At 36.4% G+C, this 26,467-nt stretch carries 25 protein-coding genes and 1 other annotated feature; of the genes, 8 read left to right on the top strand and 17 right to left on the bottom strand.

Features of this window, described 5'->3' with window-relative positions; translation table 11 throughout:
• Positions 1 to 252: 252 nt before the first annotated feature.
• The 6 genes from T323_RS0110440 to T323_RS0110415 all read right to left on the bottom strand — a co-directional run bounded on the left by T323_RS0110440 (position 253) and on the right by T323_RS0110415 (position 5,039).
• Complete coding sequence (locus tag T323_RS0110440; protein ID WP_281175735.1) at positions 253 to 732, bottom strand: GNAT family N-acetyltransferase; 480 nt, start codon at positions 730 to 732, stop codon at positions 253 to 255.
• A 23-nt stretch (positions 733 to 755) separates the two neighbouring features.
• Positions 756 to 1,706, bottom strand: a complete 951-nt coding sequence (locus tag T323_RS0110435; protein ID WP_035178391.1) for a 5-oxoprolinase subunit C family protein — start codon at positions 1,704 to 1,706, stop codon at positions 756 to 758.
• Positions 1,703 to 2,473, bottom strand: coding sequence for a 5-oxoprolinase subunit PxpA (locus tag T323_RS0110430; RefSeq protein WP_026673231.1), 771 nt, complete (start codon positions 2,471 to 2,473; stop codon positions 1,703 to 1,705). The genes T323_RS0110435 and T323_RS0110430 overlap by 4 nt, the downstream gene beginning before the upstream one ends.
• Positions 2,445 to 3,215, bottom strand: a complete 771-nt coding sequence (gene pxpB, locus T323_RS26500; protein ID WP_245613711.1) for a 5-oxoprolinase subunit PxpB — start codon at positions 3,213 to 3,215, stop codon at positions 2,445 to 2,447. The genes T323_RS0110430 and pxpB overlap by 29 nt, the downstream gene beginning before the upstream one ends.
• 381 nt (positions 3,216 to 3,596) lie before the next feature.
• Positions 3,597 to 4,478 carry a 50S ribosomal protein L11 methyltransferase gene (locus T323_RS0110420; RefSeq protein WP_026673230.1) on the bottom strand — a complete coding sequence of 294 codons (882 nt, stop codon included), beginning with the start codon at positions 4,476 to 4,478 and terminating at the stop codon, positions 3,597 to 3,599.
• Between the two features lie 21 nt (positions 4,479 to 4,499).
• Positions 4,500 to 5,039 carry a GbsR/MarR family transcriptional regulator gene (locus T323_RS0110415; protein ID WP_026673229.1) on the bottom strand — a complete coding sequence of 180 codons (540 nt, stop codon included), beginning with the start codon at positions 5,037 to 5,039 and terminating at the stop codon, positions 4,500 to 4,502.
• 254 nt (positions 5,040 to 5,293) lie between these two features.
• Here T323_RS0110415 and T323_RS0110405 point away from each other — a divergent pair, with 254 nt between their 5' ends.
• The 3 genes from T323_RS0110405 to T323_RS0110395 are packed head-to-tail and all read left to right on the top strand — an operon-like array spanning position 5,294 to position 8,265.
• Positions 5,294 to 6,511 carry a quaternary amine ABC transporter ATP-binding protein gene (locus tag T323_RS0110405; protein ID WP_026673228.1) on the top strand — a complete coding sequence of 406 codons (1,218 nt, stop codon included), beginning with the start codon at positions 5,294 to 5,296 and terminating at the stop codon, positions 6,509 to 6,511.
• A complete protein-coding gene (locus T323_RS0110400) occupies positions 6,480 to 7,322 on the top strand; it encodes an ABC transporter permease (protein ID WP_026673227.1) in 843 nt (280 codons plus the stop codon). The genes T323_RS0110405 and T323_RS0110400 overlap by 32 nt, the downstream gene beginning before the upstream one ends.
• Before the next feature lie 58 nt (positions 7,323 to 7,380).
• On the top strand, positions 7,381 to 8,265 hold the full coding sequence (locus T323_RS0110395; protein ID WP_026673226.1) for a glycine betaine ABC transporter substrate-binding protein: 885 nt from the start codon (positions 7,381 to 7,383) through the stop codon (positions 8,263 to 8,265).
• Between the two features lie 66 nt (positions 8,266 to 8,331).
• Here the strand turns inward: T323_RS0110395 and yhfH are convergent, their stop codons facing one another.
• Complete coding sequence (gene yhfH, locus T323_RS28380; RefSeq protein WP_084309235.1) at positions 8,332 to 8,460, bottom strand: protein YhfH; 129 nt, start codon at positions 8,458 to 8,460, stop codon at positions 8,332 to 8,334.
• Between the two features lie 234 nt (positions 8,461 to 8,694).
• Between yhfH and T323_RS0110385 the strand changes: the two genes are divergently transcribed.
• A complete protein-coding gene (locus T323_RS0110385; RefSeq protein WP_026673225.1) occupies positions 8,695 to 9,975 on the top strand; it encodes an MFS transporter in 1,281 nt (426 codons plus the stop codon).
• Positions 9,976 to 10,503: 528 nt separating this feature from the next.
• On the opposite strand, the gene T323_RS0110375 is transcribed toward T323_RS0110385, so the two are convergent.
• Positions 10,504 to 12,894 (bottom strand): S8 family serine peptidase, encoded by a 2,391-nt coding sequence (locus tag T323_RS0110375; RefSeq protein WP_026673224.1) that lies wholly within the window; start codon positions 12,892 to 12,894, stop codon positions 10,504 to 10,506.
• Positions 12,895 to 13,389: 495 nt separating this feature from the next.
• On the opposite strand from T323_RS0110375, the gene T323_RS0110370 reads away from it, so the two are divergent.
• Both T323_RS0110370 and T323_RS0110365 read left to right on the top strand, forming a co-directional pair.
• Positions 13,390 to 14,106 (top strand): 5-formyltetrahydrofolate cyclo-ligase, encoded by a 717-nt coding sequence (locus T323_RS0110370; protein WP_026673223.1) that lies wholly within the window; start codon positions 13,390 to 13,392, stop codon positions 14,104 to 14,106.
• Positions 14,107 to 14,265: 159 nt separating this feature from the next.
• Entirely contained in the window at positions 14,266 to 14,484 is a 219-nt protein-coding gene (locus tag T323_RS0110365; protein WP_035178388.1) for a hypothetical protein, read from the top strand.
• Between the two features lie 25 nt (positions 14,485 to 14,509).
• Here T323_RS0110365 and T323_RS0110360 read toward each other — a convergent pair whose 3' ends face one another.
• From T323_RS0110360 to T323_RS0110340, 5 genes are all read right to left on the bottom strand, one after another.
• On the bottom strand, positions 14,510 to 14,956 hold the full coding sequence (locus tag T323_RS0110360) for a DUF2663 family protein (RefSeq protein WP_026673221.1): 447 nt from the start codon (positions 14,954 to 14,956) through the stop codon (positions 14,510 to 14,512).
• A gap of 210 nt (positions 14,957 to 15,166) precedes the next feature.
• Complete coding sequence (locus T323_RS0110355; RefSeq protein ID WP_026673220.1) at positions 15,167 to 15,415, bottom strand: hypothetical protein; 249 nt, start codon at positions 15,413 to 15,415, stop codon at positions 15,167 to 15,169.
• A gap of 43 nt (positions 15,416 to 15,458) precedes the next feature.
• Positions 15,459 to 16,037, bottom strand: a complete 579-nt coding sequence (locus tag T323_RS0110350; RefSeq protein WP_026673219.1) for a CPBP family intramembrane glutamic endopeptidase — start codon at positions 16,035 to 16,037, stop codon at positions 15,459 to 15,461.
• Between the two features lie 9 nt (positions 16,038 to 16,046).
• Positions 16,047 to 17,555: a RecQ family ATP-dependent DNA helicase gene (locus T323_RS0110345; protein WP_156942430.1), complete on the bottom strand. Its 1,509-nt coding sequence runs from the start codon at positions 17,553 to 17,555 to the stop codon at positions 16,047 to 16,049.
• Entirely contained in the window at positions 17,552 to 18,607 is a 1,056-nt protein-coding gene (locus T323_RS0110340; protein WP_026673217.1) for a YpbB family protein, read from the bottom strand. The genes T323_RS0110345 and T323_RS0110340 overlap by 4 nt, the downstream gene beginning before the upstream one ends.
• A 299-nt stretch (positions 18,608 to 18,906) precedes the next feature.
• Between T323_RS0110340 and T323_RS0110335 the strand changes: the two genes are divergently transcribed.
• A complete protein-coding gene (locus tag T323_RS0110335; protein ID WP_026673216.1) occupies positions 18,907 to 19,155 on the top strand; it encodes a ferredoxin in 249 nt (82 codons plus the stop codon).
• 42 nt (positions 19,156 to 19,197) lie between these two features.
• Here T323_RS0110335 and T323_RS0110330 read toward each other — a convergent pair whose 3' ends face one another.
• Positions 19,198 to 20,262 carry a M14 family metallopeptidase gene (locus tag T323_RS0110330; protein WP_026673215.1) on the bottom strand — a complete coding sequence of 355 codons (1,065 nt, stop codon included), beginning with the start codon at positions 20,260 to 20,262 and terminating at the stop codon, positions 19,198 to 19,200.
• Between the two features lie 112 nt (positions 20,263 to 20,374).
• Positions 20,375 to 20,605 (top strand) — a binding site (T-box leader).
• Between the two features lie 163 nt (positions 20,606 to 20,768).
• Between T323_RS0110330 and serA the strand changes: the two genes are divergently transcribed.
• A complete protein-coding gene (gene serA, locus T323_RS0110325; protein ID WP_180320845.1) occupies positions 20,769 to 22,391 on the top strand; it encodes a phosphoglycerate dehydrogenase in 1,623 nt (540 codons plus the stop codon).
• A gap of 249 nt (positions 22,392 to 22,640) precedes the next feature.
• Here serA and T323_RS27940 read toward each other — a convergent pair whose 3' ends face one another.
• From T323_RS27940 to T323_RS0110305, 3 genes are read right to left on the bottom strand one after another with little or no spacing between them, the layout of a single operon-like run.
• Positions 22,641 to 23,735, bottom strand: a complete 1,095-nt coding sequence (locus tag T323_RS27940; protein ID WP_051556474.1) for a Ger(x)C family spore germination protein — start codon at positions 23,733 to 23,735, stop codon at positions 22,641 to 22,643.
• Positions 23,713 to 24,822 carry a GerAB/ArcD/ProY family transporter gene (locus T323_RS0110310; RefSeq protein ID WP_026673213.1) on the bottom strand — a complete coding sequence of 370 codons (1,110 nt, stop codon included), beginning with the start codon at positions 24,820 to 24,822 and terminating at the stop codon, positions 23,713 to 23,715. The genes T323_RS27940 and T323_RS0110310 overlap by 23 nt, the downstream gene beginning before the upstream one ends.
• An 18-nt stretch (positions 24,823 to 24,840) precedes the next feature.
• Positions 24,841 to 26,337 carry a spore germination protein gene (locus T323_RS0110305; protein ID WP_026673212.1) on the bottom strand — a complete coding sequence of 499 codons (1,497 nt, stop codon included), beginning with the start codon at positions 26,335 to 26,337 and terminating at the stop codon, positions 24,841 to 24,843.
• Positions 26,338 to 26,467: the final 130 nt, after the last annotated feature.

Here is a 26,467-nt window from a genome sequence, read left to right as displayed (position 1 = left end):
GTTTTGTCCTTCATCGCCTTTATGAAGGACACTTTTGCTTCATTTTCTCCTTGTTTTGTCCTTCACCACTGTATTAATAACAACGGCTATATTTGTATTTAACGAAGTTTGACGTGTTCGTTTCATAATAATTATAAAAAGCTTAAGAAAAACGCGAGAGCGTCTTTTCTTTCAAGCGAAGTGCGTAGCCTTCGCTCTTCTGGAATAAGCTTTCAAAGCTTTCATTCCAAATCACTAAAGAGTTAGCTTGATTTATAATTTCTTTTCAAGCAAAATCGTATCTCGCCATAGTCCGTGTAATTGAGCAATTTTTTCTCGCCGTCCTACAATGCGAAATCCAAATTTTTGATGCAAATGTAAACTCGCCTCATTTTCTGGAAAAACTGACGCTTGGATTGTCCAAAATTTTTCTTTTTTTGCTTGGTGTAATAGCTGTTGTAATAGTTTCTGACCTATGCCTAAGCCTGCAGCTTCACTTGACACATACACACTATTTTCAGCTACACCATGATAAACACTCCGCTTTGAAACAGCACTTAAAGAAGCCCAACCTACAACATCCCCTTTTACAAGAGCAATAAGGCGACATGAATTCAAATGGTTTTCATCCCAATATTCCCATGTTGGTGCTTTCGTTTCAAATGTTGCCTTTCCCGTAGCGATTCCTTGTTCATAAATCTTTTTCACATCAGGCCAATCTTCTTTATTCATCGATCTTATGTTAATTTCCACTTTTCATATCCTTCTTTCTACCTTTAGTGATGCAGAAATGCTGACAGCATACGGAACTGTTTTTCTAGTTGAATTCGTTCGCGCTGAGCTGTCTTAATATCAATAGGAGAAAATGTAACCACATCTCCTTGTCTTTTTTGCACGATATAAGGCAAATCAACTGAAATTACTGTTCCAATCCGACTATATCCTCCAGTTGTTTGATGGTCAGCTAGCATAATTATCGGCTTTCCATTGTCCGGAATTTGAATCGTTCCAAATGTAACAGCATCAGATAATATATTGCTAGATGATTTATGTTCAACAATTGGACCGTCTAAGCGATATCCCATACGGTCTGACTTTGCCGAAATCGTATACTTCGATTGAAAAAATGTAACAAAGCCATTGTCTGAAAACAAATGTTCGTCAGGCCCTTTAATAACGCGTATCGTTTTTCTCTCGGTAAAATTCGGGATTAACTCTGCTCCTAAGTGTACCCGCCTACACAAACCTTTTCGTTTTTCAGTAAAAAGACGGTCTCCTTTTTGCAATGCTCTTCCTTCTATTCCTCCAAATCGACCTTTTGTATACGTTGATTTACTCCCTAAAACAGAGGGAACATTAAACCCACCATGAATGGCGACATAAGCAATTCTCCCTTCTTTTGGCTTTCCAAAAGAAAGACGCTGATTTTTTTTCACCTTCACTACAGCCCATAACGGAATTGGTTTACCATCTACCATTGGACTTAAATTAGCTCCACATATCGCTAATTCAATGTCTTCTAAAGCATAAAGCGTTGGTCCGACTACATGGATTTCTAATACGGCGGCAGAGCGGTCATTTCCAACTAGTAAATTACTAACCGTATAAGAGTATTCGTCCATCACTCCTGCCGTTACGATACCATATTGCTGATAACCAAACCGGCCACGATCTTGTATCGTCGTTTGCAAGCCAGGCTTTTCAACGAAAAATACTTCTCTTGTCATGTTTGTTCTCCCAATCGTGCAATTTGAATATTATGTTTTAAAAAGTGGAATTTTAATGTTTGAAGCAAAGAGAATGCAGTCTCACCATCACCGTGAACACAAATCGTATCTGCTTTTATTGGAATAATAGAACCATCAACAGCCGTCACCGTGTTTGTCGTAATCATTTGAATGACCTGCTTCACAGCCTCATCAACGTCATGAATAAGCGCATTTTCCTTTGTCCTACTTGTTAACGTTCCATCGCTTTGATATGTACGGTCAGCAAACACTTCTTCCGCTACTTGTAATCCTATCTTTCTACCTTCTTCTATTAAAACACTTCCTGATAGTCCAACTAAAATCAAGTCACGACGAAAATCAAAGACGGACTGAGCTATTGCATTTGCAATATTTCTATTTGTTGCTGCAAGATTATATAATGCCCCATGTGGTTTCACATGTCGTAGCTTTTCCCCGTGAATCGTCACAAATCCAGAGAGCGCACCAAGCTGATAGATCATTAAATGGTACACTTCATTTGGCTGCACATCAATGAGACGTCTCCCAAATCCTTGTAAGTCTTGGAACCCTGGATGTGCACCTATGGCCACATTTCTTTTTGCTGCGAGACTAACCGTTTCATTCATAATATTATGGTCACCAGCATGATAGCCACATGCGATATTAGCAGACGAGACAAACGATAAGAGCGCATCGTCATTTCCAATCTTGTAAGCGCCAAAACTTTCTCCTATATCACAATTTAAGTCTACTTGATATTTCATCGATTTCACCCTCGTGTATAGTTTTTATTATAGGTTTATACTTCTTTTGTTTCACTTGTTCTTCGATAGAATCGAACTCTTGTTTTGAAATAGGAGTAAACGTTAAGAAATCCCCTGCTTGCAACAATACAGGAGGATTTTTTTTCATTTCAAATAACGGAACAGGTGTCCTTCCTATAATATGCCAACCTCCAGGGCTATCGACAGAATAAATGCCTGTTTGATTCCCAGCAATTCCAACAGAACCAGCGTGTACACGTACACGTGGATTTTCTAGACGGCGAATCGCAATAGCCTCATCCATACCTCCTAAGTAAGGAAAGCCCGGAGTAAAACCAATCATAAACACTAAATAAAGAGGGGACGAATGAATCTCAATAACTTTGTCAATTGAGAATTGATGAAACTGAGCAACTTTATGCAAATCTGGTCCTACCTCTTTATCGTACAAAACGGGAATGGTAACTAATCTCGCTTTCGTTAAAGTGGTTGTTTTCGATTTTTCATACAATCTTTCAAGGATAGTACGGATTTCTTCATATGAATAAACAACCGGATCATAATAAATAGTCACAGTATGATAGGATGGTACCCACTCAATAATTCCTTTTATCTGCCTTTTTTCTAGTTCGTTACAAAAGTAACGAATATACTTGTGCACAGAGAATGATATGTTATCACCAAATGAAAAACGAATAGCACAATCACCCAGAGGCACACAATGAGTTCCGATACTCTCCACCTTCTTTCAATACAACCTACCTTTATGATAGCGAAATCTCATTCTAACAATCAATCTCTTTTCAGCTATTTTTATAAAGATTATTAATGATAACTACGAGATGAGCTTTGCTTCTTTTCTAAATAATATATAAAAAAGCAATGAAAAAAGTTGGCACAATAGGACCAACTTTTTCTCATCAAAATAATCCTTTCGGACGTGTATTCCGCTATTTCATAAAAAAATCACCATTCCTCATTGCTTATGGACATCCGTTCCGTTAATGAACAGAAAGAAGTGATAAAACGCTCGTTTTGTCTAATGTAACGGAACATGTGTCCAGTAGACCTTACAACATGACTCTTTTTAATAAAATAGCGGAACAGATGTCCGCCAATAAACTCATCGCTTTTTTTCAAAAACAAATGTAACCCACTCATCTTGTTGTAACCGATCTATAACGCTATATCCACCTTCATGGAAAAACTGGGTTACCTTTCCTTCGCTCCACTCAACAATACCTGAAATTAAAAACTTACTTCTTTGTTTTAATAATTGATGCAATTGACATAAGGCAATGGTTTCATCAGTGCCAATATTAATGAAAACCCAATCATATTGCTGTTTGGCAACAGGTAATTCTTTTTGTAAGTCTGCTTCATGAACAGAAATTTGATTAACATCATTCAGCTTACATTGATGTTCAATTTCGCGTTGAACTGGTTGAATATCAATCGCGTCAATATGTTTTGCTCCTTTTATTGCAGCAGCAATCGCTAAAATTCCAGAACCAGTTCCTAAATCAAGGACCTCTTCACCATGGAAATCTCGTTTGACTATAGCATTTAAACAATGCTGTGTCGTTCCGTGAATACCTGTCCCAAAAGCACCTTGTGGGTCAAATAATATTTCTTTTTCACCTGTTATATGTGAAAAAGGTGGGTATACAATTTTCCAACCATCTTTTAAATCAACAGTAGGAAATTCAGTCTCCCATTCATCTTTGACGACGTTGTATGTGATATCTTCTTTCGTTATTTTCAATGCACTTGTAATTTGACGAAAATAGCTTTCCGGTAAATTGGGCACTTCATTTGGGTCCCCGTAGATAAAAAACTCCACTGTCGCATTTTCTACTTCCGTTTTAACACCGTATCCATTTTCATTCACTTCAACTTCAAACGGCTCTTCATAGTAAAAATTATAGATGCCGACAAGGAGAAGTTCATTTTGAATCAATTCAATATCATTAACATTCACTTTTATTTTATATTCATGTAACATAATCGCTCTTCCTTCATCTCACTATTTCTTTGGGACAATATTATAAATGTCTCCTTTTTCAAATAAATTAATAACATCGCCTAACCACTCATAATAGTTTTCTGCTTTTTCTAGTTTTTCTAAGTCCATTTGAATACTTTCTTTCATTTTTTCATCTTCTGTTTGTTCTAGTAGCTTTTGTAGTGAACTTCTCATTTCGGTGACCGCTTTCCGGTTTTCATCGACTGCCGATCGCCACCTGTTTACAAAGACAGCTGAAAATGACTTATACCAATCTTCTTCTGTTTGATATAGGTCTTTTCTTACTCCTTTTTGCCACACTCGCTCGACCATATTTGCTTCTGATAACGCACGAATCCCTGTACTCATACTCGTCTTGCTCATTCCAAGCGCTTGACTCATTTCATCAAGTGTCATTGGTTCTTCCGCAAAAAGAACCGTTCCATAAAGACGTCCGATCGATTGATTTATTCCATACAGTTCCATGTTTTTTGAAATATCTTGAATAAAACGATTTCTAGCTTTCTCCAATTGACTCCATTCATTCTGTTCCTTTACCATTGGATGTCGCTCCCTCCATCTGAACGTACCTACACTTGTAAAGTGTAGCAAAACTTGAACAGACAATAAAGCCACCATATCATACTCATATACGGAGGATTATGAAGCATTATTACGAAATATGAACGTTACGTTTGTACAGAATAAACTGTACATATTTTTCATACTATTTATAAAGAATTCACAGTTTGATATGAAAATAAAGGAAAGGTATAGTTATTTAGGTAGCAAGAAACCAAAAAGAGGTGGAGCACGTGTCAAAAATTAAAGTTGAGGGACTAACGAAAATCTTTGGTAAAAAAACAAAGAAAGCTCTCGAACTCTTACAACAAAAAAAATCAAAAGAAGAAATATTAAGAGAAACTGGGTTAACGGTCGGTGTTAATCAAGCAAGCTTTGAAATCAATGAAGGTGAAATCTTCGTCATTATGGGTTTATCTGGAAGTGGTAAATCCACACTTGTCCGTTTACTCAATCGCCTCATTGAACCGACAGCTGGGAAAATTCTCATTGATGGTGTTGATTTAGCATCGATGGATGATACAACATTACGAGACGTTCGCCGTAAAAAAATGTCGATGGTGTTTCAAAAATTCGCGCTATTTCCATACCGTACCATCGTAGAAAATGTTGAATACGGCTTGGAAATCCAAGGTGTACCAAAAGATTCACGTCATAAAACAGCAATGGAATCTCTTACCCTTGTAGGGTTACAAGGCTATGAAGAAAAATACCCTAGTGAGTTATCTGGTGGCATGCAACAACGTGTTGGGTTAGCAAGAGCACTAGCCAATGATCCAGATGTTTTGCTTATGGACGAAGCCTTTTCCGCTTTAGATCCGCTCATTCGAAAGGATATGCAAGACGAATTACTAGAACTGCAGCAAACGATGAAAAAAACAATTATATTCATTACCCATGATTTAGATGAAGCATTGCGAATCGGCGATCGAATTATGATTATGAAAGACGGTGCCATCGTTCAAATCGGAACACCAGAAGAAATCCTAACAAATCCTCAAAATACATATGTTGAGCGCTTTGTCGAAGATGTAGACCGGTCAAAAGTATTAACAGCGCAAAACGTAATGAGACGCCCTGAAACCGTCACTGTTGAAAAGGAAGGTCCACGTGTTGCTCTTAAAAGAATGCAGGAAGCGGGAATTTCAAGTATTTATGTTACTAATCGTCAAAAAGAGTTATTAGGCATTGTTCATGCCGATGATGTTTCAAATCTAGTAAAAAAGAATGACAACCAGCTAGAATCTGTCATTGAAAAAGAAGTACCTCAAGTCACATTAGAAACTTCCGTGTTCGAGTTAATGGATATATTAGCAACAAGTAAAATTCCTGTTGCCGTTGTCTCAGAAAATAAATTAAAGGGTATTGTTGTCAAAGGTGCTGTATTAGCCGCTCTTTCTGGAAATGAGGTGAATGAACATGAATCTATTTCCGAAACTTCCATTAGCTGATTGGATTGACTCATTTGTAGAATGGTTGCGAAATGCCGACTGGTTTTTCAGTTTTATCACTTCTACTATTCGATTTTTAGTCGATTCGATTGAACTTGTGTTAACGATATTTCCTGTATGGCTATTTATTCTTCTCATCACAGCAGCAACTTATTTTGTTACGAAACGAAAATGGGGATTAACGATTTTTGTTTTTATCGGATTATTTTTTATCGATAATTTAGGCTATTGGAATGACATGATATTAACTTTGTCTTTAGTTTTAACGAGTGGGATTATTTCTGTTCTATTCGGAATCCCAACAGGAATTTGGATGGCAAAAAGTAAGACCGTTGAAAATATCGTCAAACCGATTCTTGATTTTATGCAAACAATGCCTGCCTTCGTCTATTTAATCCCAGCTGTTGCCTTTTTCGGGATTGGGATGGTACCTGGTGTTGTCGCATCGGTTATCTTTGCGATGCCTCCTACCGTACGGTTAACAAATTTAGGGATTCGTCAAGTCTCACCTGAATTAATCGAAGCAGCAGACGCATTCGGTTCTACAGGATGGCAAAAATTAGTGAAAGTACAATTACCAATGGCAAAAAGTACAATTATGGCAGGAGTAAACCAAAGCATTATGCTTGCCTTATCAATGGTCGTTATCGCTTCCATGATTGGGGCAATGGGGCTTGGCACAAAAGTGTATTATGCTGTTGGTCGAAATGACGCTGGAGGCGGTTTTGAAGCTGGACTTGCCATTGTTATATTAGCTATCATTTTAGACCGTTTAACTCAAAGCTTTAACAAACAAAAAGGAAACTACTAAACTGTTAGTCACTCTTTTTGAGTTGACATAAATAAAAAAATAAGGAGAGGGTCAAGACATGAAGAAATTGAGTTTAGTTGCAGCGCTATCACTAGCACTTTTCGCGGCTGGTTGTAGTTCAGACGAAACAGGTGGAGAAGCAGGAACAGGATCAATAGGAGAACAATTGGATTTTACGATTACTGGTATTGATGCAGGTGCAGGTATCATGGCTGCAGCAGAAGAAGCGATTGAACAATATGGACTAGATGAGTATACACTTCAACCAAGTTCAGATGCTGCTATGACAAGTGCACTTGATAACGCGATTCGAAACGAAGAAGCGATCGTCGTTACGGGATGGACTCCACATTGGAAATTCGCAAAATATGATGTGAAATATTTAGAAGATCCGAAAGGCGTCTTTGGGGAAGCTGAACAAATCCACACATTTGCTCGTATTGGTTTAGATACAGATTTACCCGAAGCATATGAAATTTTATCTAACTTCCATTGGGAGCAAGAACATATGGGTGCGATTATGATTGAAGTGAATGAAGGAAAAGCACCAGAAATCGCAGCGGCTGAATGGGTTGAAAATAACCAAGATATCGTCTCTACATGGACAGATGGCATTCAACCTGTTGATGGCGATTCCATTACACTTTCATTTGTCGCTTGGGATTCTGAAATTGCCTCTACACATATGATTGGAAAAGTACTTGAAGATGTAGGATATGATGTAACACTTACACCATTAGAGCCAGGACCATTATGGGCTTCTATTGCAACAGGAGCGGCTGATGCCATGGTTTCTGCTTGGCTTCCAGGAACACACGCTGCGTATTTAGAAGACTATGAAGGTGAAATTGTTGATTTGGGCGTGAACTTAGAAGGAGCTAAAATTGGGTTAGTTGTTCCAGCTTATATGGACATCGACTCCATTGAAGACTTACTTGAATAATATCGGATGTTAATTACAATAAGAAAAAGAAGAGGAATCATTCCTCTTCTTTTTCTTATTCCCCTATTAATCTGCGTTTCTCAAGCATTTCTCACATTGGTGCATATACGATTCATGTTGTTCCTCAATTACTTCTCCACAGTCAGTACATTGTTTTGGTGGTAAATTCCTAAAAAATTCAGTGCTAGGCGTCATTGTAATTCCCCCTCGTTTTTTGTTATTTCCATTGTATTATAACAGATAATAAAGATCAATAGTTGTTTTAATACAAATATAACTTTTTTCTAATTTCATTATTATTTTTCCTAACACTGTTATATGTCAGTTCAATTATTAATCTTGTAAAACATTCATAAAGTTTTTGTATATTTCAATCTTCTATTTCTTACTTCTTGTACAATAAAGGAAAATTTATGAAGGAGGCTCGTTATGGGTCGGTTTACAAAAGAAGAAAATAGTTGGATGATGTATGACTGGGCAAATTCAGCTTACTCGATTATTATTACAACGGCAGTATTCCCCTTATTTTTTAAAGCTGCCGCAACAGAAGCGGGTGTTAGCCCAGCCAATTCAACTGCTTATTTAGGCTATACAATTGCGATTTCCACATTTATATTAGCTATGCTTGGTCCAATATTAGGGTCAATTGCTGATTATAAAGGGCTGAAAAAACGTTTCTTTCTATTTTTCTTTTGCATCGGGGTTACTTCGACAGCACTACTAGCCTTTATTCCATCAGAACATTGGTTCCTCCTACTGTTACTCTATACTATAACAGTGATTGGGTTTGCGGGGGCCAACGTATTTTACGATGCATTTTTAGTAGATGTCACAAAAGAAGAGCGGATGAATTACATTTCTGCGAGAGGATATGGGATCGGATATATCGGTAGTACGATTCCTTTTCTAATAAGTATTGCTATTATTGTGTTAGCCCAAAATGAGCTTATTCCGGTCTCTGTGACCCTTGCCAGTCAATTGGCTTTTCTTATTACCGCTGTTTGGTGGGGGCTTTTTACGATACCAATGCTAAAACATGTAAAGCAACATTATTATGTTGAACGTGAACCAAAAATTATTCAAAGCAGCTTTAGACGTCTTGGACATACATTAAAAGAAATTAAACAATACCGAGCCTTATTTTTATTTTTACTTGCTTACTTTTTTTACATTGATGGTGTTGGAACGATTATAACAATGTCAACAGCTTACGGATCAGATCTTGGAATTAGCGCCACAAATCTTTTAATCATTTTATTTGTTACCCAAGTCGTTGCAGCCCCTTTTGCCATTGTTTACGGTAGATTAGCAGAAAAATTTACAGGTAAAAAAATGCTGTACGTTGGAATTATTGTTTATATTATCGTTTGTATTTACGCTTACTTTTTAAAAACAACACTCGATTTTTGGATTTTAGCGATGCTTGTAGCAACATCTCAAGGTGGTATTCAAGCGTTAAGTCGCTCATATTTTGCCAAGCTTGTTCCGAAACATAAAGCAAATGAATTTTTTGGGTTTTACAATATTTTTGGTAAATTCGCATCGATTATGGGGCCGTTATTAGTTGCCATTACTGCACAGATTACTGGTAATTCTAGTAGTGCCGTTTTTAGTTTAATTGGTTTATTTATTATTGGAATGATTATACTCATTTTTGTTCCTGAACAAAAAGAGTATGCTCAACCTGCAGCTATAGGAAAAGTTGGGTAAATATCTTCATTGATTTCACCCGAAAACATAAAAAGGATTCTTGGGAAACATCCAAGAATCCTTTTTATGTTTAATGCTTTGCAAAATGTGTAAACAACGTATAAGCCATCGCAATACTAAGAAATAAAATTGAAAACGTAATCGCTAATACTACCGCTACAGCGCCTCCAGTCATCGTTGTTCCCCCTCTTTCTCTTTTTCTACATTCATTGTAGCAAAAGAAAACAAGAGTACGCGGTTTCAATTGTTACAAATTTGTTATATTGTAAATATTTTACAACATAACCACTGTTTTAATAGTGTTTATGTATTTTTTGAAAATTCTCAATAAAGTGTTTACTTTATTACAGATACGTGGTAAAGTATTAAATGTAAATGACCTCTTATTTTTCTCTCTTGATGAAAGCCAGTTCACTGGCTTTCTTTTTTTTTCAATTTTCTATATAAGAAAAAAGCCTGTCGACCATCTCGCGTTTGCGAGACTTTGTCGACAGGCTGAGAGTTTCACGATTATCCACTCTTTTGTTTTTACTGGATAGTTAATACTCCGCCTTCAAGCTCAAATTCATTTATACCTTTTTTTGCAAATGCATTAATTTGGTAACGACCTGGCGTTAATTCTTCTCCATTAATTGTCATATTCCACGAAAAACTATGAACACCAACTGGAATATTAGTCGCTTTTGCAGGCTCTGTTAACAATTCACCTGTATCTGCATTCCGAATACGAAGATTGAATACATCAGCACCACCAGGAACATTTACAGTTCCAACAAGATTACCTCCCTCAAGGGCTAAAGATAATCCGCCTAGCATTGGATAGTCAGGCTCTTGAACGAATAAAATTGTTGGTACTTCTACTGTTTGTTTTCCATCACTTAAAATAAATGTTCCTTCATAATATCCAGGAGGAAGCTTTGAATCAACTTGGACATTCATATTTAAGTTTTGCGTGCGTCCTGGTTGAACTTGAAGGTTTTTACTCGTTTTCACTCTAATTCCTTCATGTCCAGTAAACTCAATGGAATAACGTTTACGCTCGTTTGATAAATTGTGAATTGTAAACTTCTGATTTCTAACTTCTTTCCCTTTCTCTTTTGAGAATACACCAAACGAGTGGCTACCTGGTGTGACTAGTGTTTTTGTGTTAATTGCATCTAATACACGAATGCTACCTGCCCCTTGGCTATTATGAGGGTAAAGGTTGCCATCTGCATCATATAAGTTCTCTGCTGTATTCATTAATGCTGCTTTAACAAACTCAACACTCCAGTCCGGATGTGCTTGTAAAACAAGGGCTGCTGCTCCAGCTACGTGTGGTGCAGACATACTTGTTCCTTGTAAAGATGCATAACCATGTGGATTTGCTGGGTTATGTGTTGGGATTGTACTAACGATCGCTACACCTGGTGCAGAAACATCTGGTTTAATCATCCATGTATTCATAACTGGACCACGCGAAGAGAAAGTAGCCATTGTTTCACCAACTGCTTTATCAAAAGCAATATTAAATGTAACCGTATTGTTTCCTGCTTCTAATTCAGCTAGTAATTTTTGTCCATCTGCTAATGTCGTTTTAATTGTTGGAACGGCCATTCCAGGAATATCTGGTTGCTCTCCTGCAACATTATTATAAAGAATCGCACCGACTGCTCCTGCATTTCTTGCATTTGTTGCTTTATCTACAAACGCAAACTCACCACGACTAATTAACGCAATTTTCCCTTCAACATCTTTTCCAGCAAAATCAGCTGCTGCCCCTAAGCCAACATCAACAAATTCAAACTCTTGTCCATCTAATGCTAATAACTCATCCACATTTGGAAAACCCATTACTTTTGCAGAAGGGTAATCTACACCTTCAGATGTAAAGATTGACGCACTATATAAATCATATGGAAGTTGAGTTGCCCCAACAGAAATCGCTTCACGAGATGTTCCTGGAGAACCAACTGTCCAGTTATTCGGACCACTGTTTCCGTTAGAAGTGACGGCTACAACACCTTCAGCCATAGCCCAGTCTAATGCAATACTTGTTGCATAGTCAGGATCATTTACAGAAGCACCTAAAGATAGATTCATAATGTCGGCGCCATCTTGAACAGCACGCTCAATTCCACCGATAACATGTTCTGTTGTTCCTCTTCCACCTGGTCCAAGAACACGGTACGCTAATAATGTTGCATCTGGAGCTACACCTTTAATCGCACCATTTGCAGCTACTGTACCAGCAACGTGTGTTCCATGATTTGTAGAAGCACCACGCGGGTCCCCAGCAGGCGTTTCTTGTGGATCAGCATTATTGTCAACAAAATCCCAGCCTTTATAATCTCCAAAAGCATGAACTAAATCAGGGTGTGTATAATCAACACCTGTATCTATAATCGCAACCGTAACACCTTTTCCTGTATATCCTGCTGCCCAAGCTTCATCTGACCCGATAAATGGTGCACTATCCATCATCGCAGGACTATACGTTTCTGGGTCAAGAATAGCTCCTTTGTCAACTGTTTGCACTTCATATGTTGCATTCGGATAAACGGCTTTAACCCCAGGTACTGCTACTAAGTTGTTTAATTCATTTTGAGCAATTTCAACTGAAAAACCAGAAAATACATAATCATATTCTTCATTTACTTCAGTTGATGATGTTACTTGATTAATCTTTGATATTACTTTTTGGCGTTCAGCCTTTAATTTTTGTTTTGTTTGTTTTTTCCCTTTATGTTTTGCTTCTACAATTGACTCTTCTTCTAATTCAACAATAACGGATATCGTTTCTTTTGAATTACCATCAAACTCTAAAAATACATTTGCAACTGTTGCATCATTTTTCGCTGATGCCATCGTGCCAAAGCTCGAAAGCGCCAGTAATAAAATTAACAAATAAATGCTTACTTTTTTAAATGCTTGCCCCATTCATTAACATCTCCCTTGATTCTATTCTAATTATTTTCGTGGATGCTTTTTATTCTCCAACCCTCCTTTTTCAGCCATAGTTCTCCACAATATTTTAGAAAATTCTATATTCTCATAACATAATCCTAGTTATCTTTTAAAAATGAGAATATGCTCCTAAACACGAAAGTCTTTAAATCAAGATATTTTTTTAAAGGTAAAAAGCCTTATACATCACTCCTATAAAAAATATCTTTTTTGTACAAAATAGGAAATAGAGGAAAGTTTTCATTATAAAAATATTCAGTATATTGAAATTTAGGTATTGTATTATCAATTAATATGTGCAAGATGCCAGTATTAAAGACCTAGTATTATCGTCTTAACATTGTCAGAAAACTTACAATATTTCTAATTAAATTAAAATATTTTTTTATTTTTCAAGCTTGTTACCTTCTCTTTCCTTCAACCGAAATAAAAGATAATATTATAGAATAATAAGAAAGGAAGATGAAGATGAAAACGAAAGCTATAGTTCGTGAAGAGGTTTGGGAAAAGATGATGAAAGAAAAGGTTGCAAGATTCCCCTTTCCGATAAAAGGTAGAATTCCAAATTTCAAAGGTGCTGAAAAGGCGACAGCTCACCTTATTCAACATGACTTATATAAACAAGCAAAAGTCATAAAAGTAAATCCTGATTCTCCGCAACTTCCCTTACGCGCTCAAATTTTAAAAGATAACAAAATATTACTAGTCCCAACTCCTCGGTTAAAAGCTGGATTTATCCAAGTAAAACCAGAATGGGTTCCTAGTGGTGAAGAAAAAAAGGCGGCTAGTTTAAAACATATCCTTTCTTACGGGAAGGAAATTCCATTACATGAAATCCCCCCTATTGATTTAATGGTTATGGGGTCAGTGGCGATCCATCCAGATGGGAGACGTTTAGGGAAAGGAGAAGGCTTTGCCGATCGGGAATATGGAATATTAAAAGAGCTTGGAAACAAAGATATCCCTGTCGTAACAACAATTAATAGTAAACAGCTTGTTTCAGATGATATTCCACATCAAACTTATGATGTGACCGTTGATTGGTATGTAACAGAAGAAGGATTGTTCAAGTCAACTGGTCAATACCTTAAACCAAAAGGAATCGAATGGGATGAAGTAACAGAAGAAGAAAAACATGAAATGCCTGTCCTTGAAGAAGTATGGAAACTTTTAAACGAAAAATAACAAAACTAGACGGTTTTGCATAGGATAAAAACAAGTCAAATGAATCATTTTATTTAAAAAGATTGAAATTTCTGTCTTAAGCTTTTATAATTCAAGGTGAGAAAACGCTTACAAAAATGGCATTAAAGATTCAACATTGAAGGAGTGAATTGAAGTTTGATGTATGTAAAGTTAATAAATAAATCACTTGTAACAAATGAAGACATTGAATTCAATAAAAAGATGGGACTCCCCGTTGAAGTTTTTTGCCCACGTGAATATAAAACATTAGCATTTGGACGAATTCAATCATTTTGCAATGAAGAAATTCTTATAAACGGTCATCCTTATTGTCGGAAAAACAATGCCTTTTTTGGACACCCTTCAATTAGCGCATAAAGTTAGGACTATTTGTCCTAACTTTTTATTTATGGAATAAATTTACATCGTACGTCGATTTAAGCTCATCAAAAACATCGTAACGATGTTCCCACCGCTCTGTTGTATCCCATAGTTCTTCAGACCTCTCAATGATTTCATGTCGGAGTGCATCATACTCCTCTTCTGCTTTATCAAACTTTTTCTTTCGATACTTTACTTGGAGTAGACAAAACATAAATAAGCCAACAAGCATAAAGATTGTTACATTTGAAGAAACAACTTGTAATTGCGAAACCTGAATAAATCTAGCTTCTGTAAAAAGTAAATAACAATATATTAATCCAATAAGTAAGCAAATAATTGTCGTTACTGCCCATCTTTTTAATAACTTCTCTGTTTTTTCTTCTTCTTCTTTTCTTTCAATTAGCGTATCTAATAACACCTTACCAACACTTGAAACATACTGATGATACTTTTTTGTCTTCATCATCAAGCTCCTCCATTCTTAGAGCTATTTTTCATTACTATGTGTATGACGAGCCTGTTTCAAATAGCACCTTTAGCTCTATTTTCGACATAAAAAAATAGCAACTCTATTTAGAGTTACTATTACCGAAGACAAAACACCTCTTTTAGAAATGCTCTCATTGTAACAACATTTTCTTGAATCGAGGCTATTTTTTTACCTAAATCAGATAGGTTACCTTGTAAACAGATGTGGTCCTACTAATATAAATATGATGATGAGCAAAAATAAAAATAACAATAATTCAATAAGTGGAAAACGTACCGCTTTTTTATTGGATTGATTTTTTGATTTACGTTTATGGACCTCGCTTCGAGGAGGGAGTGTTGAAACATCGATGTCGGGTTCATGATTTGTTTGATTCCATTCATCTACTTGTTTTCTCAGTTCTTCTGCCTGGTCATGATTTTTCTTTGATCTCATCTACATCACCCCTTACTAATATCGGCTATTTTCCATTTCTCGTTTACACTTTTGCTTTCCCTTTTTGAATAAACAGTCCAAGGACAAAGTCTATGAGGAAATGAGCAAAAATGGGAACAAGTAAATTCCCAGTAAACAAAAAAGCCCATCCTAACACAAAACTCACACTCACTGTCATTGTAAACAAAACAATTTTAGAAATATACCGGACATGTACGACTGCAAATAAAAGGCTCGCAGGAATAAAGCCTAAATGGGTTTGTAAAATTCCTCGAAACAACACTTCTTCCGAAATGGCGATAAATAAAGCTAATATTAAAATATGGAAAGGATGTCTGTTGCGAAATACTCGTTCATTAATCCCTCCATCATCTAACCACTTTGAAGGTAAAAATCGGTATAAGACAATATCGATTAAAATGACAATAAAAGCGATTCCCCCACCAATAATGAAAATTTCTCGAAAATTCCATTGAAATAGACTCGAAAATGACTCCCATGAATCAAAAAATATCCACCCTAAAACAAAGGCAATGCTTAACATGATAAGTTGAGTAACATAAAGGTTGATTAAAATATCTTTGTCCGTCATTTGCTGTATTAATTTCGCTTGCCTGTTCATGACATCATCCTATTCCGTTTGGTGAAATATCTCCATTAAGTCTTGCCGCCATGTATTTTCTTTTATGTTCTCTTCTTTTCTTATTTTCTCATATAAAGTAAGGGACAAACCGCATTTATCACAACATTGTACTGGTTTCTCAACTAATATTTCATGAAAATATTGAAGATATGCCTTTCGTCTACAATCTTGTTGCAGAACCCATCGTTCCATTTCTTTAATTTTCTTTAGTTTTGCCGTTTTTCTTTCTTCAACATTTGTTTTTAGCTTTTCTATTATCGAACCAACATTTATTTGTTCACGGACATTTCCATCTTGCAATAAAATTTGATTTTTTTCGAACTGAAACTTTAAGTATCTCCACATCGTTTCCTGAATATTAACTGTTTGTTGGATATACAATTCTATATCAGGAGTGAGCAATTTCGTTTTTGATAAAAGCTTTATGACTTGTTGAATTTGCTTATCATTAGGTAGCTCTTGTTCAATTAACGATACAGGGACATGCCAATCATCATTTGTATATAATAAAATGGCTAAGCTTTGCTTTTGATCGCGACCAGCTCTTCCTATTTCTTGTAAATAAGCTTCCATTTGCCCTGGAAAATGAAAGTGAATGACATAGCGCACGTCTTGCTTATTAATCCCCATCCCGAATGCACTTGTACAACAAACAATATCGAGCTGCCCATTCATAAATTGCTGTTGTATTAAAATTCGATCCTCAGAACGTAATCCACCGTGATAATAGGCAATCCGCTGATTTCCTTTTTGTTGAAGATGTTCGGCCATATTCTCAGCAAGCTGTCTACTTGAAAAATAAACCATGCCAGGTCCTTGTAGATCATTGACATACTTCGTTAACCGTTCTATTTTTTCGATAGGAGAACTGCACTGTTCAACAAGTAATGCTATATTTTTTCGGTCAACGGAGTGAATAATTTTTTTTTCATTATAAAGCCCTAAATGCGCGATAATATCTTGTTGAATTTCCTTTGTCGCCGTAGCTGTTAAAGCTAAACATGGGGGTTGTCCGACTTGTTTACGGACTTCTTTTAATTTTAAATAATCCGTTCGAAACTCATGGCCCCATTGCGAAATACAATGAGCTTCATCTACTACAAACATCGAAATTGGTATCGATTTTAATTTTTCTAGAATAAATGTTGATTGAAGAACTTCTGGTGATACATACAATAATTTAAATTGATGTACACGACTTATTACAAATTGTCGTTCTTCCCATGATAAAAAACTGTTGAGAGCTGCTACTTTTTTGATTCCGATACTATGCAATTGCTGAACTTGGTCTTCCATTAACGATAATAACGGCGAAACAACAATAGCTGTACCATCTAGAAGTAATGCGGGCAATTGATAACAAATCGACTTTCCTGTACCTGTTGGAAGAACTGCAAGCAGATCTTGCTGACCCATAATGGTTTCAATAATTTCCTTTTGTCCTTCCCTAAATGACGGATAGCCGAAATATAATTGCAATTGCGTTTCTAAACTCATGATTCCACATCCATTCTTGATAGAACAAGTCTTATTTGAAAATAGCTAATGTCGTCACCTAGTTTATCTTTTAAGTCACGTAAACGTTTTGTTTGTTCCTTCCGAGAAAGCTGTTCAATTTCGACTTGCTGTTTTTGTCCTACATAGGAAGAAATTGTAAATGATGGATCTTCAATTGCGATTTCAACAATATGGTCTTCAATTGTGTTTTCCTTTAATTGACGAATTTGGGCTATTTGTTGAATGGATTTCCCTTGCTGTAATAATTCATACGTTTGTTTTGTTGAGCTCGTTACATTAATTTTCCTATTTTTTTCATAAAAGCGACTTAGCATAGGGTATTGATTCGGTTCTGTTTCGATTTCTTTAAGTAACTGATGCACTGTCGCAAGAAAAAGGAGATTTATCCAACCTTTATCTAGCTTGTACTTTAAAGCAAGTTGCTCATTAGTCAGCCCAATCTGAGTGGCACCTGTAAGTTTTTTCACAACGATTGTTGCATTTATTTCTTCTATTTTCACAAGATAAGACAATAATTCTTTATATAAATCATTTAATTGTTTTTTTCGTTCTTCTTGATTTTGTGGAAAAGCTTGTCTAACCCATTGCAAAATGTTTCTTTCATTTGTAACCGGAATAAATCGCGACTCTTTTTTTACCATATAAGATAAACACTGGATGTATAACGTAAGACGATACCAAAATCTCATATCAACTTCTTTATATTTCCATCCGTCAATATGGTGAAAAAAGGGTGCCTCTTCTTGAAATTGTTGGACGATATTCTCCCCTAACTTTGTAACGACAAATCGTTCTTCACGAACCCGAGTAACGGCACGAATACTTTCTAAATGTTGAATGCACTTGTCTGTTTGTTCTCTTGTTAGAGTAGGAATAATTCCAAATAAAAATAAACAACGGAATAAATGTCCATCTTGAATTGTTTGCGATGAACGTTTGCCTTTCAGTAAATGATACACACCATAAATGGAACGATTTCCGTTAAACTGATAAAGGATATATAAAATTAATTGACTCATGACTGGTACCATCTAATCCACCCCTTCAAGGAATCGTTCTTCCATTATTTTAACAAAATGTTAGTGCTCGTGTTGTTTAATAATAAGGAGGAAGGGTATACAAATGGCAAGGAAGCCTTGTATGATAAGAATTCTCAGTACATTTTCTATTGAAAAGTTTATAAAACAACTATACAATAAGTATTAGAAATTGTACTACTTCCCCCTGTAACATTTTTACTGTTTTTTGTTACAAAACTATCTTATCATACATAGGTTTAAAATAAGGAAGTTACAATTTTTTTAAAATTCCAGAGGAGGTTTTTAAAACCATGGCAAAATACACAATTGTAGACAAAGATACTTGTATTGCATGTGGAGCATGTGGAGCAGCAGCACCAGACATTTATGATTATGATGATGAAGGTATTGCTTTCGTCACGCTTGATGACAATCAAGGTATCGTTGAAATTCCAGATGTCTTACTTGAAGATATGAACGATGCACAAGAAGGCTGTCCTACGGATTCAATTAAAGTTGCAGACGAGCCATTTGATGGTGACGCTTTAAAATTTGAATAGACCAAAAAGAAACGACCACAAAATTCTTGTGGTCGTTTCTTTTTATAATTGTAATCCTTCTAATGCCAAACAAACATTATTTGCCCAAATCTCTGAAAAAGCTGAAAATGGCAATGGATTTGTGCCAACTCCAACTTCAATTGTGAAGCCAGCACGGCCAGTTTCTTGGATAAACCAATCTTTATAGCCCCCATCACTATCCGCAGTATGAACAGGGACATATGAGCTTGCTAACGAGAGTTTTGTTACCATGTCTTTACTTTCCTTCGGTTCTAAGCCACGATATCCCCAATAAATCACTTGACCTTGTGAATGGAAAGCTAATACGTGTGCAAACTCATGTTTTTTTGTTAGGTCATAAATCGCTAAAGCTTCTGGTTCTGTTAAAGGAGCTGTACCACTATAGTGTCGTGGCCACGGCTGTTGCGGACTTTCTTCCGCTTCGATTTCCCAACCTGCTGGCCATTGATGATTTAAATCAACTCCGCGAATATTACTTGACCAATGTTCAAACCGTAATGCTCCTTTATTTATGTGTAACACATCTTCGTAAAATGGATGAGTTTTATAAATTCCTTGATGGACGAGTTCAATCCCATCCGGATTTACCATTGGAACAACAATAAGTGTTACCTCGTTAAGAATATCTTTAACATTGTATCCTTCACAGTTCTCATCTCTATTGAAATGGTCAGCCAACTCAAATAAAAAAGCCATTAAAAACTTTGAAGTAAGCCACTCATTGGCATGCCAACCACCTGAGTAAAATATTTTCTTAGGACCATTGCCAATTTGGAATTGATATAACGGTTTCCCCATGACAGAATTTCCAATAACAGAAGGTATAATGATATCGTGATACGATGACGTTATAATTTCTACATCACGTTCAACATCCGTTGGACCATATTCAGCTTTACATAAAAAACGATGTTCCTTAACTCTTTCCCCTTTTCGTTCTGGAATGTACAAAATGTCATTCGGTGTAATATAACTTGATTCATTTTCAATATTAGGATTAAATAAAAGTAAATCAATAGGACGAACACCATGTTGAAGAGAAACTTTTGCTACTGTATCTCCTTGTTTAACAACATATGTTTTCATATTATACTCCCTCCTCTTCCTCTTTTATATTTTATGTTGAAATCGTGAAAAAAGAAGAATCCAATTGACAGAATGTAATCAATATGATAAATTATCAAACAATTAGAAAATATGAAAAACTATGATGAAGAATGAAAATTTCGTTCCATTTAAGAGAGCTAGTGGGTGCTGTGAACTAGTATGGGGCAAATTGGAAAGCACTTCGGAGTTTATATTCTGAAACGAAGTAGGAATATACGGATAATCCGTTATCTTGGAGACTTGGATTTCTCCTTAAGGCATGCAAAGCAATGCGCATGTGAACGAGGGTGGTACCGCGGAATGAAAACCTTCCGCCCCTCACGACCTAGTGTCGTGGTGGGTGAAGGTTTTTTTATTTTAGCGCTTACATGAAAGGAAGTGACTGCCCCGTTAATTGGATATGAAAAATAAAATAACACATACAAACAAGAGAGAAAAAAAGTATAACTTTTACAGATTACATGAAAATAAGGAGAGTGGAGAGAATGAGTCAACAACTAATCGCTGATCCAACTGTAAAGAAAGGAAGTCAAAACATGTACAATATTTTAGTATCTGACCCAATGAGCAAAGAAGGTTTATTACCTTTACTTGAAAGTGATAATGTTCGGATTGTCGAACAAAATGTCAATGAAATCGACGATGCTTCTTCATTTGATGCATTACTTGTACGCAGTGGGACAACCGTTACAGCAGAAGTAATGGAAAAAATGCCGAACTTAAAAATTATCGCGCGTGCTGGGGTTGGTGTCGATAATATTGATATTGATGCGGCAACTAAAAATGGCATTGTTGTCGTTAATGCTCCTGATGGAAATACAATTTCAACGGCTGAACATACGTTTGCTATGATCGCTTCATTAGCAAGAAAAATCCCTCAAGCGAACATGTCCATCAAATCTGGTGAATGGAACCGTAAAGGATTCCAAGGTATTGAACTTCGTGGAAAAACATTAGGAATTGTTGGTTTTGGCCGTATTGGTACACAACTTGCCAAACGTGCAAAAGCATTTGAAATGCAACCAATCGTATTCGACCCATTTTTAACTCAAGAGCGAGCAGCAAAAATTGGGGTTGTTTCGGCTTCTCTTGACGAAGTGTTAGCAAGTTCTGATATTATCACCGTTCACACTCCATTAACAAAAGAGACAAAAGGTCTTCTTGGAATGGTCAATATCGGGAAAACGAAAAAAGGGGTTTTCTTAATTAACTGTGCGCGTGGTGGAATTATAGATGAAACGGCGTTAAAGCATTATTTAGCTACTGGGCATATAGCTGGGGCAGCACTAGATGTGTTTGAAGAAGAGCCCGCTACTGACCGTGAGTTATTATCTTATGATAATGTCATTGCTACACCTCATATTGCTGCTTCTACGGTTGAAGCACAACTCAATGTGGCAGCTCAAGTATCAGAAGAAGTATTGTTATTTTTAGAAGGAAATCCAGTTAGTAATTCAATCAATTTACCGACGCTCTCAAAAGAAGTATATGAAAAAGTTAAACCTTATTATGAGTTAACAAAAACGATGGGGAATATTTTATCTCAATGTATGAAAACACCAGTTCAGGAAATTGAAGTATTTTATGGTGGGACTGTGACGGAGCTTGAAACATCTATTACAACGCGCAGTTTAATGGCAGGCTTTTTACAACCACGTGTTGATGCTGGAGTGAATGACGTTAACGCAGCATTAATCGCCAAAGAACGCGGCATTCAGTTTGGGGAAAAACATTTAACTCGCTCATACGGTTATGCAAACATTATCCATGCGATTGTTCACGGTGAAAATCGTACGTTTGACATTAAAGGGACGTATATTAAAGAATACGGACCACGTATCGTTTCCATTAATGGCTTTAATGTAGACTTTTTCCCAGCGGGCCACCTGATTTACGTTCAACATACAGACCGACCAGGGGTTATCGGCCGTTTCGGACAATTGTTAGCTGAACATAACGTCAATATAGCAACAATGCAAGTAGGACGTAAAGAAGAAGGCGGAGAAGCGATTATGATGGTCACCGTCGATAAAGAAATTAGTGATGAGCTCATTCAAGCATTAACAAACATCGATGACATTTTATTCGCTGATAAAATCGAATTGTAAAGTAAAAAACCGGGCAGCAAAGCCCGGTTTTTTCTATGATGTATCACTTAGAGGTCAAGTGGCTAATGACATTGATGTACTAATAAACAAAATACTGAGAACTAAAGCAAAACAAGCGACAATTAACAATCTTTTTCCATAATCAACCATGCTATCCCCCTCCAAAAACTTTACTTTCACCTAATTTTATGAGGGCTTGACCGCTCATATTCTATATGAAAACAAATATTTCCATACATTTATTAAAAACTATTCGATTGAACCTGATTGTACAATTGAAACATCAACTTGTATTTGAATTTGCATGTTGGGATACATCTCTTTCCATTGTTCTTCATCCCACTGTCTCGTCGTACTACGGTACTTTTCCCCTAGTCCTATCGGGTCAATGTTTAGTTCTTGAAACCTCGATACAAGATTTGTAGCCGTTTGAAGGATATGTTGTTCTACCGCTTGCTCTAATGTTTCAAGATGGGTATGTTCTTGTAAATTTAGATTTCCGGTATAATCAGTAATCTCCCCCTTAAATTCCAACTGTAATGTAAAAGAAGGTGTCGCACCTGAATGGACTTGCCGTTTCATTGTTGACCTAATTTTTTCTACTACGAAATATTCTCTCCCTCCTTCTGTTTCGAGCTTAAATTCTTTTGACCCACCTTCACCACTTTGCTTTAACATCATAAGAATAAACGACTCATCCAAATTTAATGTATCTACATATTGGTCTTGGTCAAATAACGCAGTCCCAATGATTTTGACCGAATCTCCTTCGAGAGAAATGAGAGGCAGTAATGCATCTCTCCCATCGTTGTACATACTAAATAGAAATAAATGCAAATTTGTTGGTGGTAGTACTTGCATCGCAATATTTTGTTCTAATAAATCGGGTAAAAATTCTCCAACTCGGTCTTCTTCCCCTTCTGCCACTGTCAGAAACAATTCGTTTGTTTTGCCTTCTACCACAGCAAGAAGAACCCTGTTTCCCACTTGTGGATCACGGTACATCGTATCGACAAACATCTCTAATCCTTCTTTTGCTAATTCATCACTAAATAACAATACCCTAACTTGCCCAATCCGAAGTGGCTTTTGTGACTTTGTATTTAATAAGTCTCTTGCGGCTCTAGATGTATTCCCATCCGCATACATAACTTGAGACTGAAGAGCACTTTCTTCCCCATGTTCAACAAATGAAGGGAATGAGACTGTCATTCTTATTTTATCTTCTTCCCGGTCAAATCCAACTGCATAAATGAGCCCAATTTCATCAATAATATTTTGTTGCACACAGCCAGCTAAAAGGAACAATAATAATACAGTGTTACATAGTTTGAGAAGATTCATTGTTTTTCCTCACTTTAGTAATAAGTAACTGACTCAAAAAAAGAAAGGGGAGATAGCCTAGAAGGACAACAAGACCACAATAAGCTAAAACTTGTTGTAATTGAAGAATACTATGTCGGTCTTCAAAGAATAAAGAAAGAATAAAAACAAGAGCTAACATCAACAGTAAGAGTATTTTTTGATTCACTCCAGAAATTTGTTTTCCTGCGCGAGTCGCTCCCCATATCGCAAGTGCAATATTCGGTGCAACTAGCACTAACCACATTGAAATTCCGATATATTCTACTCTTTCAATAAAAGGCAACTCTACGACTTTAAACATTGTCAACGTTGCCCAAATCGTTCGGTTTAGCTGTTCCTCACTGAAAAAAGACAAGCTTACGAACATAATCCCTGTATAAACAACCGTTGTAACAAAAGCTCCTAATTGAGCCCACCTTTGTGAATGTTTTGCTGTTTTGATAAACGGGTAATACAATAACAATAATTCAAATCCTAGAAAACTAATGACCGTTTCTTTTGCTCCTACAACTAACTCTAAAATCGTATGCTTCCACACTGGAAGTAAATTAATCCAATTCGCAAACTCTAACGGAAATAAAAGCAGGACAAATAAAGGCAACGTCAGAAAAAAACTAATGACACAAAACCCAGTAACAGCACGAAATCCTCCGCTTACGATAAAATACATAACAATCACAATAAACAAACTCATCACAACCGTTGGTAATTCAGGGAATACCCATACTTGCACAACTTCAATATATGATCTCAAAACAGTAAGTGCTAATAAAAGGAAATAAAAAAGTAATAGCGAACTTAAAAAATTCCCGAACCACTTCCCGAACAAACCTTTATGAATCGAAATGACATCTCCTTTTTCTTTTGATAGCACTTTATATATCATCCAAATGAAGACATGAACACAAATACCAGCGATGAGTACAGAAATCCAACCATCATAACCAGCTGACTTCACGACCATTCGTTGAAAGCCTAGAATACCGACCCCAATTTGCATGGAATGAATTAAAAAAAACACCATAAAATCTGAAACTAAAAATTGCTCTTTTATTGGCTTATTCACGTTATTCACCCTCTATGTTCACTCATCAATGTCTTTTTGTTGAAACATCCGCATCAACGGCAGTCTTTTTTTATTTTGGGGACGAAGAAAGACAGGCCTTGTATTTAACAAATTGTATGGTAAACGAATAAATGCATCTTTCCAATCTTTTAATCGTAATGGGTAAAGTGGTTCTAAATAAGGTCTTCCTAATGAAGTCATTTTCAGTAAATGTGTCACAATGAACAACATACATAACATAATGCCAATTCCACCAAGCCAAGCAGCAAATAAAATAAACGGAAACCGTATCATTCGAATCGTATTGCTCATTTGATATACAGGTGTTGTAAAAGAAGCCAAAGCACTTAATGCAACAATAATTAATAAGATATTGCTTGTTAACCCTGCTTCTACAGAGGCTTGTCCGATAACAATTCCTCCTACAATTCCTATTGTTTGTCCAACTTTGGTTGGTAACCTAGCACCCGCTTCTCTTAACAATTCAATCGTTAACTCTAAAAATATCGCTTCCACAATTGGAGGAAATGGAATATTACTTCTAGAGGCAACAATGGTAGCTAACAAATCTCTTGGAATTAATTCATAATGAAACGTCAACACTGCGACATAAATTGGTGTCGCTAAGACCGAAAATGCTACCGCAAAAAAACGCAAAATGCGAACGGCAGAAGACACATGCCATGGTAAATAATAATCTTCTAATGATGAGAAAAACTCAATTAACGTCGCCGGACCAAAGATGGCTTCAGGAGAACCATCACAAAAAAAGGCCACTTTTCCTTCCGCTAACACAGCTGCTACTCGGTCAGGTCTTTCTGTATTAACAAGCTGTGGAAACAGTGTCATCGAGTCATCAGCAATCATTTGGCTTAGTGTCGTACTATCTAAAACCTGGTCAAACTCAATATGGCTTAATCGTTGCACCATTGTTTGGACATTTGATGGATCAGCAACCCCATCCAAATAGAGGACGGCAACTTTTGTTTTTGATAATTTTCCCACTTCTATTTGCTTCACTTTAAGTTGGGCTAACGGTAATCGTTTCCGAATTAAGTTTAAGTTCGTTTCTAACGATTCTACAAAGGCTTCTTGTGGTCCCGTCACTGTAAATTCAATTTCAGGAGGAGCGACTTCACGATCGAAACTAGCCCTAGCTTTAATTAACAACAATTCATTTGGAGATGAGGCCAGTTTGACTCCAATACAACCTTCTAGTATTTTTTGTTTGACTGTTCCCACATCTGTCGTGATTGTCACATCTTCGACTGGGATATTTGCTTTAATGACCGATAACCCATTTTGAATATATTTATTTATATATGGTAAGCAATCACGATGTAATCGATTTGAATCGACCATCGTTGTTAAATAACAAATCGTATAATGGATAGGTTCCTGATGTGTAAAGAATGCAAAATCATTCGATTGTTTAAAGTCGGTTAATACAGATTCTACTGTATCATTTTGCTGTATGGCTTTGGCTTGAAACTGTTTTAACCACTTCATTAACATCACAGAACCTCCTTTACATTGGTGTATATCTCCTTTCTTAGTATGAAGGAACAAAGGTCCCATTATGCACCAAACACAAATAGAGGTCGTGCCAGAGAAGTAAAGCTTCATTTGGCACAACCTCACCTGC

The organism is Alkalihalobacillus bogoriensis ATCC BAA-922, from assembly GCF_000621445.1.
In the GTDB taxonomy this organism is placed as follows: domain Bacteria; phylum Bacillota; class Bacilli; order Bacillales; family Bacillaceae_F; genus Bacillus_AO; species Bacillus_AO bogoriense.
This window is presented reverse-complemented; position numbering and strand designations above follow the sequence as displayed.

Bases quoted from the DNA above. Each gene is read 5' to 3' on its own strand.
- T323_RS0110435 (WP_035178391.1), bottom strand. From the start codon at position 1,706: ATGACAAGAGAAGTATTTTTCGTTGAAAAGCCTGGCTTGCAAACGACG.
- T323_RS0110430 (WP_026673231.1), bottom strand. From the start codon at position 2,473: ATGAAATATCAAGTAGACTTAAATTGTGATATAGGAGAAAGTTTTGGC.
- T323_RS0110420 (WP_026673230.1), bottom strand. From the start codon at position 4,478: ATGTTACATGAATATAAAATAAAAGTGAATGTTAATGATATTGAATTG.
- T323_RS0110415 (WP_026673229.1), bottom strand. From the start codon at position 5,039: ATGGTAAAGGAACAGAATGAATGGAGTCAATTGGAGAAAGCTAGAAAT.
- T323_RS0110400 (WP_026673227.1), top strand. From the start codon at position 6,480: ATGAATCTATTTCCGAAACTTCCATTAGCTGATTGGATTGACTCATTT.
- T323_RS0110395 (WP_026673226.1), top strand. From the start codon at position 7,381: ATGAAGAAATTGAGTTTAGTTGCAGCGCTATCACTAGCACTTTTCGCG.
- yhfH (WP_084309235.1), bottom strand. From the start codon at position 8,460: ATGACGCCTAGCACTGAATTTTTTAGGAATTTACCACCAAAACAATGT.
- T323_RS0110385 (WP_026673225.1), top strand. From the start codon at position 8,695: ATGGGTCGGTTTACAAAAGAAGAAAATAGTTGGATGATGTATGACTGG.
- T323_RS0110375 (WP_026673224.1), bottom strand. From the start codon at position 12,894: ATGGGGCAAGCATTTAAAAAAGTAAGCATTTATTTGTTAATTTTATTA.
- T323_RS0110370 (WP_026673223.1), top strand. From the start codon at position 13,390: ATGAAAACGAAAGCTATAGTTCGTGAAGAGGTTTGGGAAAAGATGATG.
- T323_RS0110365 (WP_035178388.1), top strand. From the start codon at position 14,266: ATGTATGTAAAGTTAATAAATAAATCACTTGTAACAAATGAAGACATT.
- T323_RS0110360 (WP_026673221.1), bottom strand. From the start codon at position 14,956: ATGATGAAGACAAAAAAGTATCATCAGTATGTTTCAAGTGTTGGTAAG.
- T323_RS0110355 (WP_026673220.1), bottom strand. From the start codon at position 15,415: ATGAGATCAAAGAAAAATCATGACCAGGCAGAAGAACTGAGAAAACAA.
- T323_RS0110350 (WP_026673219.1), bottom strand. From the start codon at position 16,037: ATGAACAGGCAAGCGAAATTAATACAGCAAATGACGGACAAAGATATT.
- T323_RS0110345 (WP_156942430.1), bottom strand. From the start codon at position 17,555: ATGAGTTTAGAAACGCAATTGCAATTATATTTCGGCTATCCGTCATTT.
- T323_RS0110340 (WP_026673217.1), bottom strand. From the start codon at position 18,607: ATGGTACCAGTCATGAGTCAATTAATTTTATATATCCTTTATCAGTTT.
- T323_RS0110335 (WP_026673216.1), top strand. From the start codon at position 18,907: ATGGCAAAATACACAATTGTAGACAAAGATACTTGTATTGCATGTGGA.
- T323_RS0110330 (WP_026673215.1), bottom strand. From the start codon at position 20,262: ATGAAAACATATGTTGTTAAACAAGGAGATACAGTAGCAAAAGTTTCT.
- serA (WP_180320845.1), top strand. From the start codon at position 20,769: ATGAGTCAACAACTAATCGCTGATCCAACTGTAAAGAAAGGAAGTCAA.
- T323_RS27940 (WP_051556474.1), bottom strand. From the start codon at position 23,735: ATGAATCTTCTCAAACTATGTAACACTGTATTATTATTGTTCCTTTTA.
- T323_RS0110305 (WP_026673212.1), bottom strand. From the start codon at position 26,337: ATGTTAATGAAGTGGTTAAAACAGTTTCAAGCCAAAGCCATACAGCAA.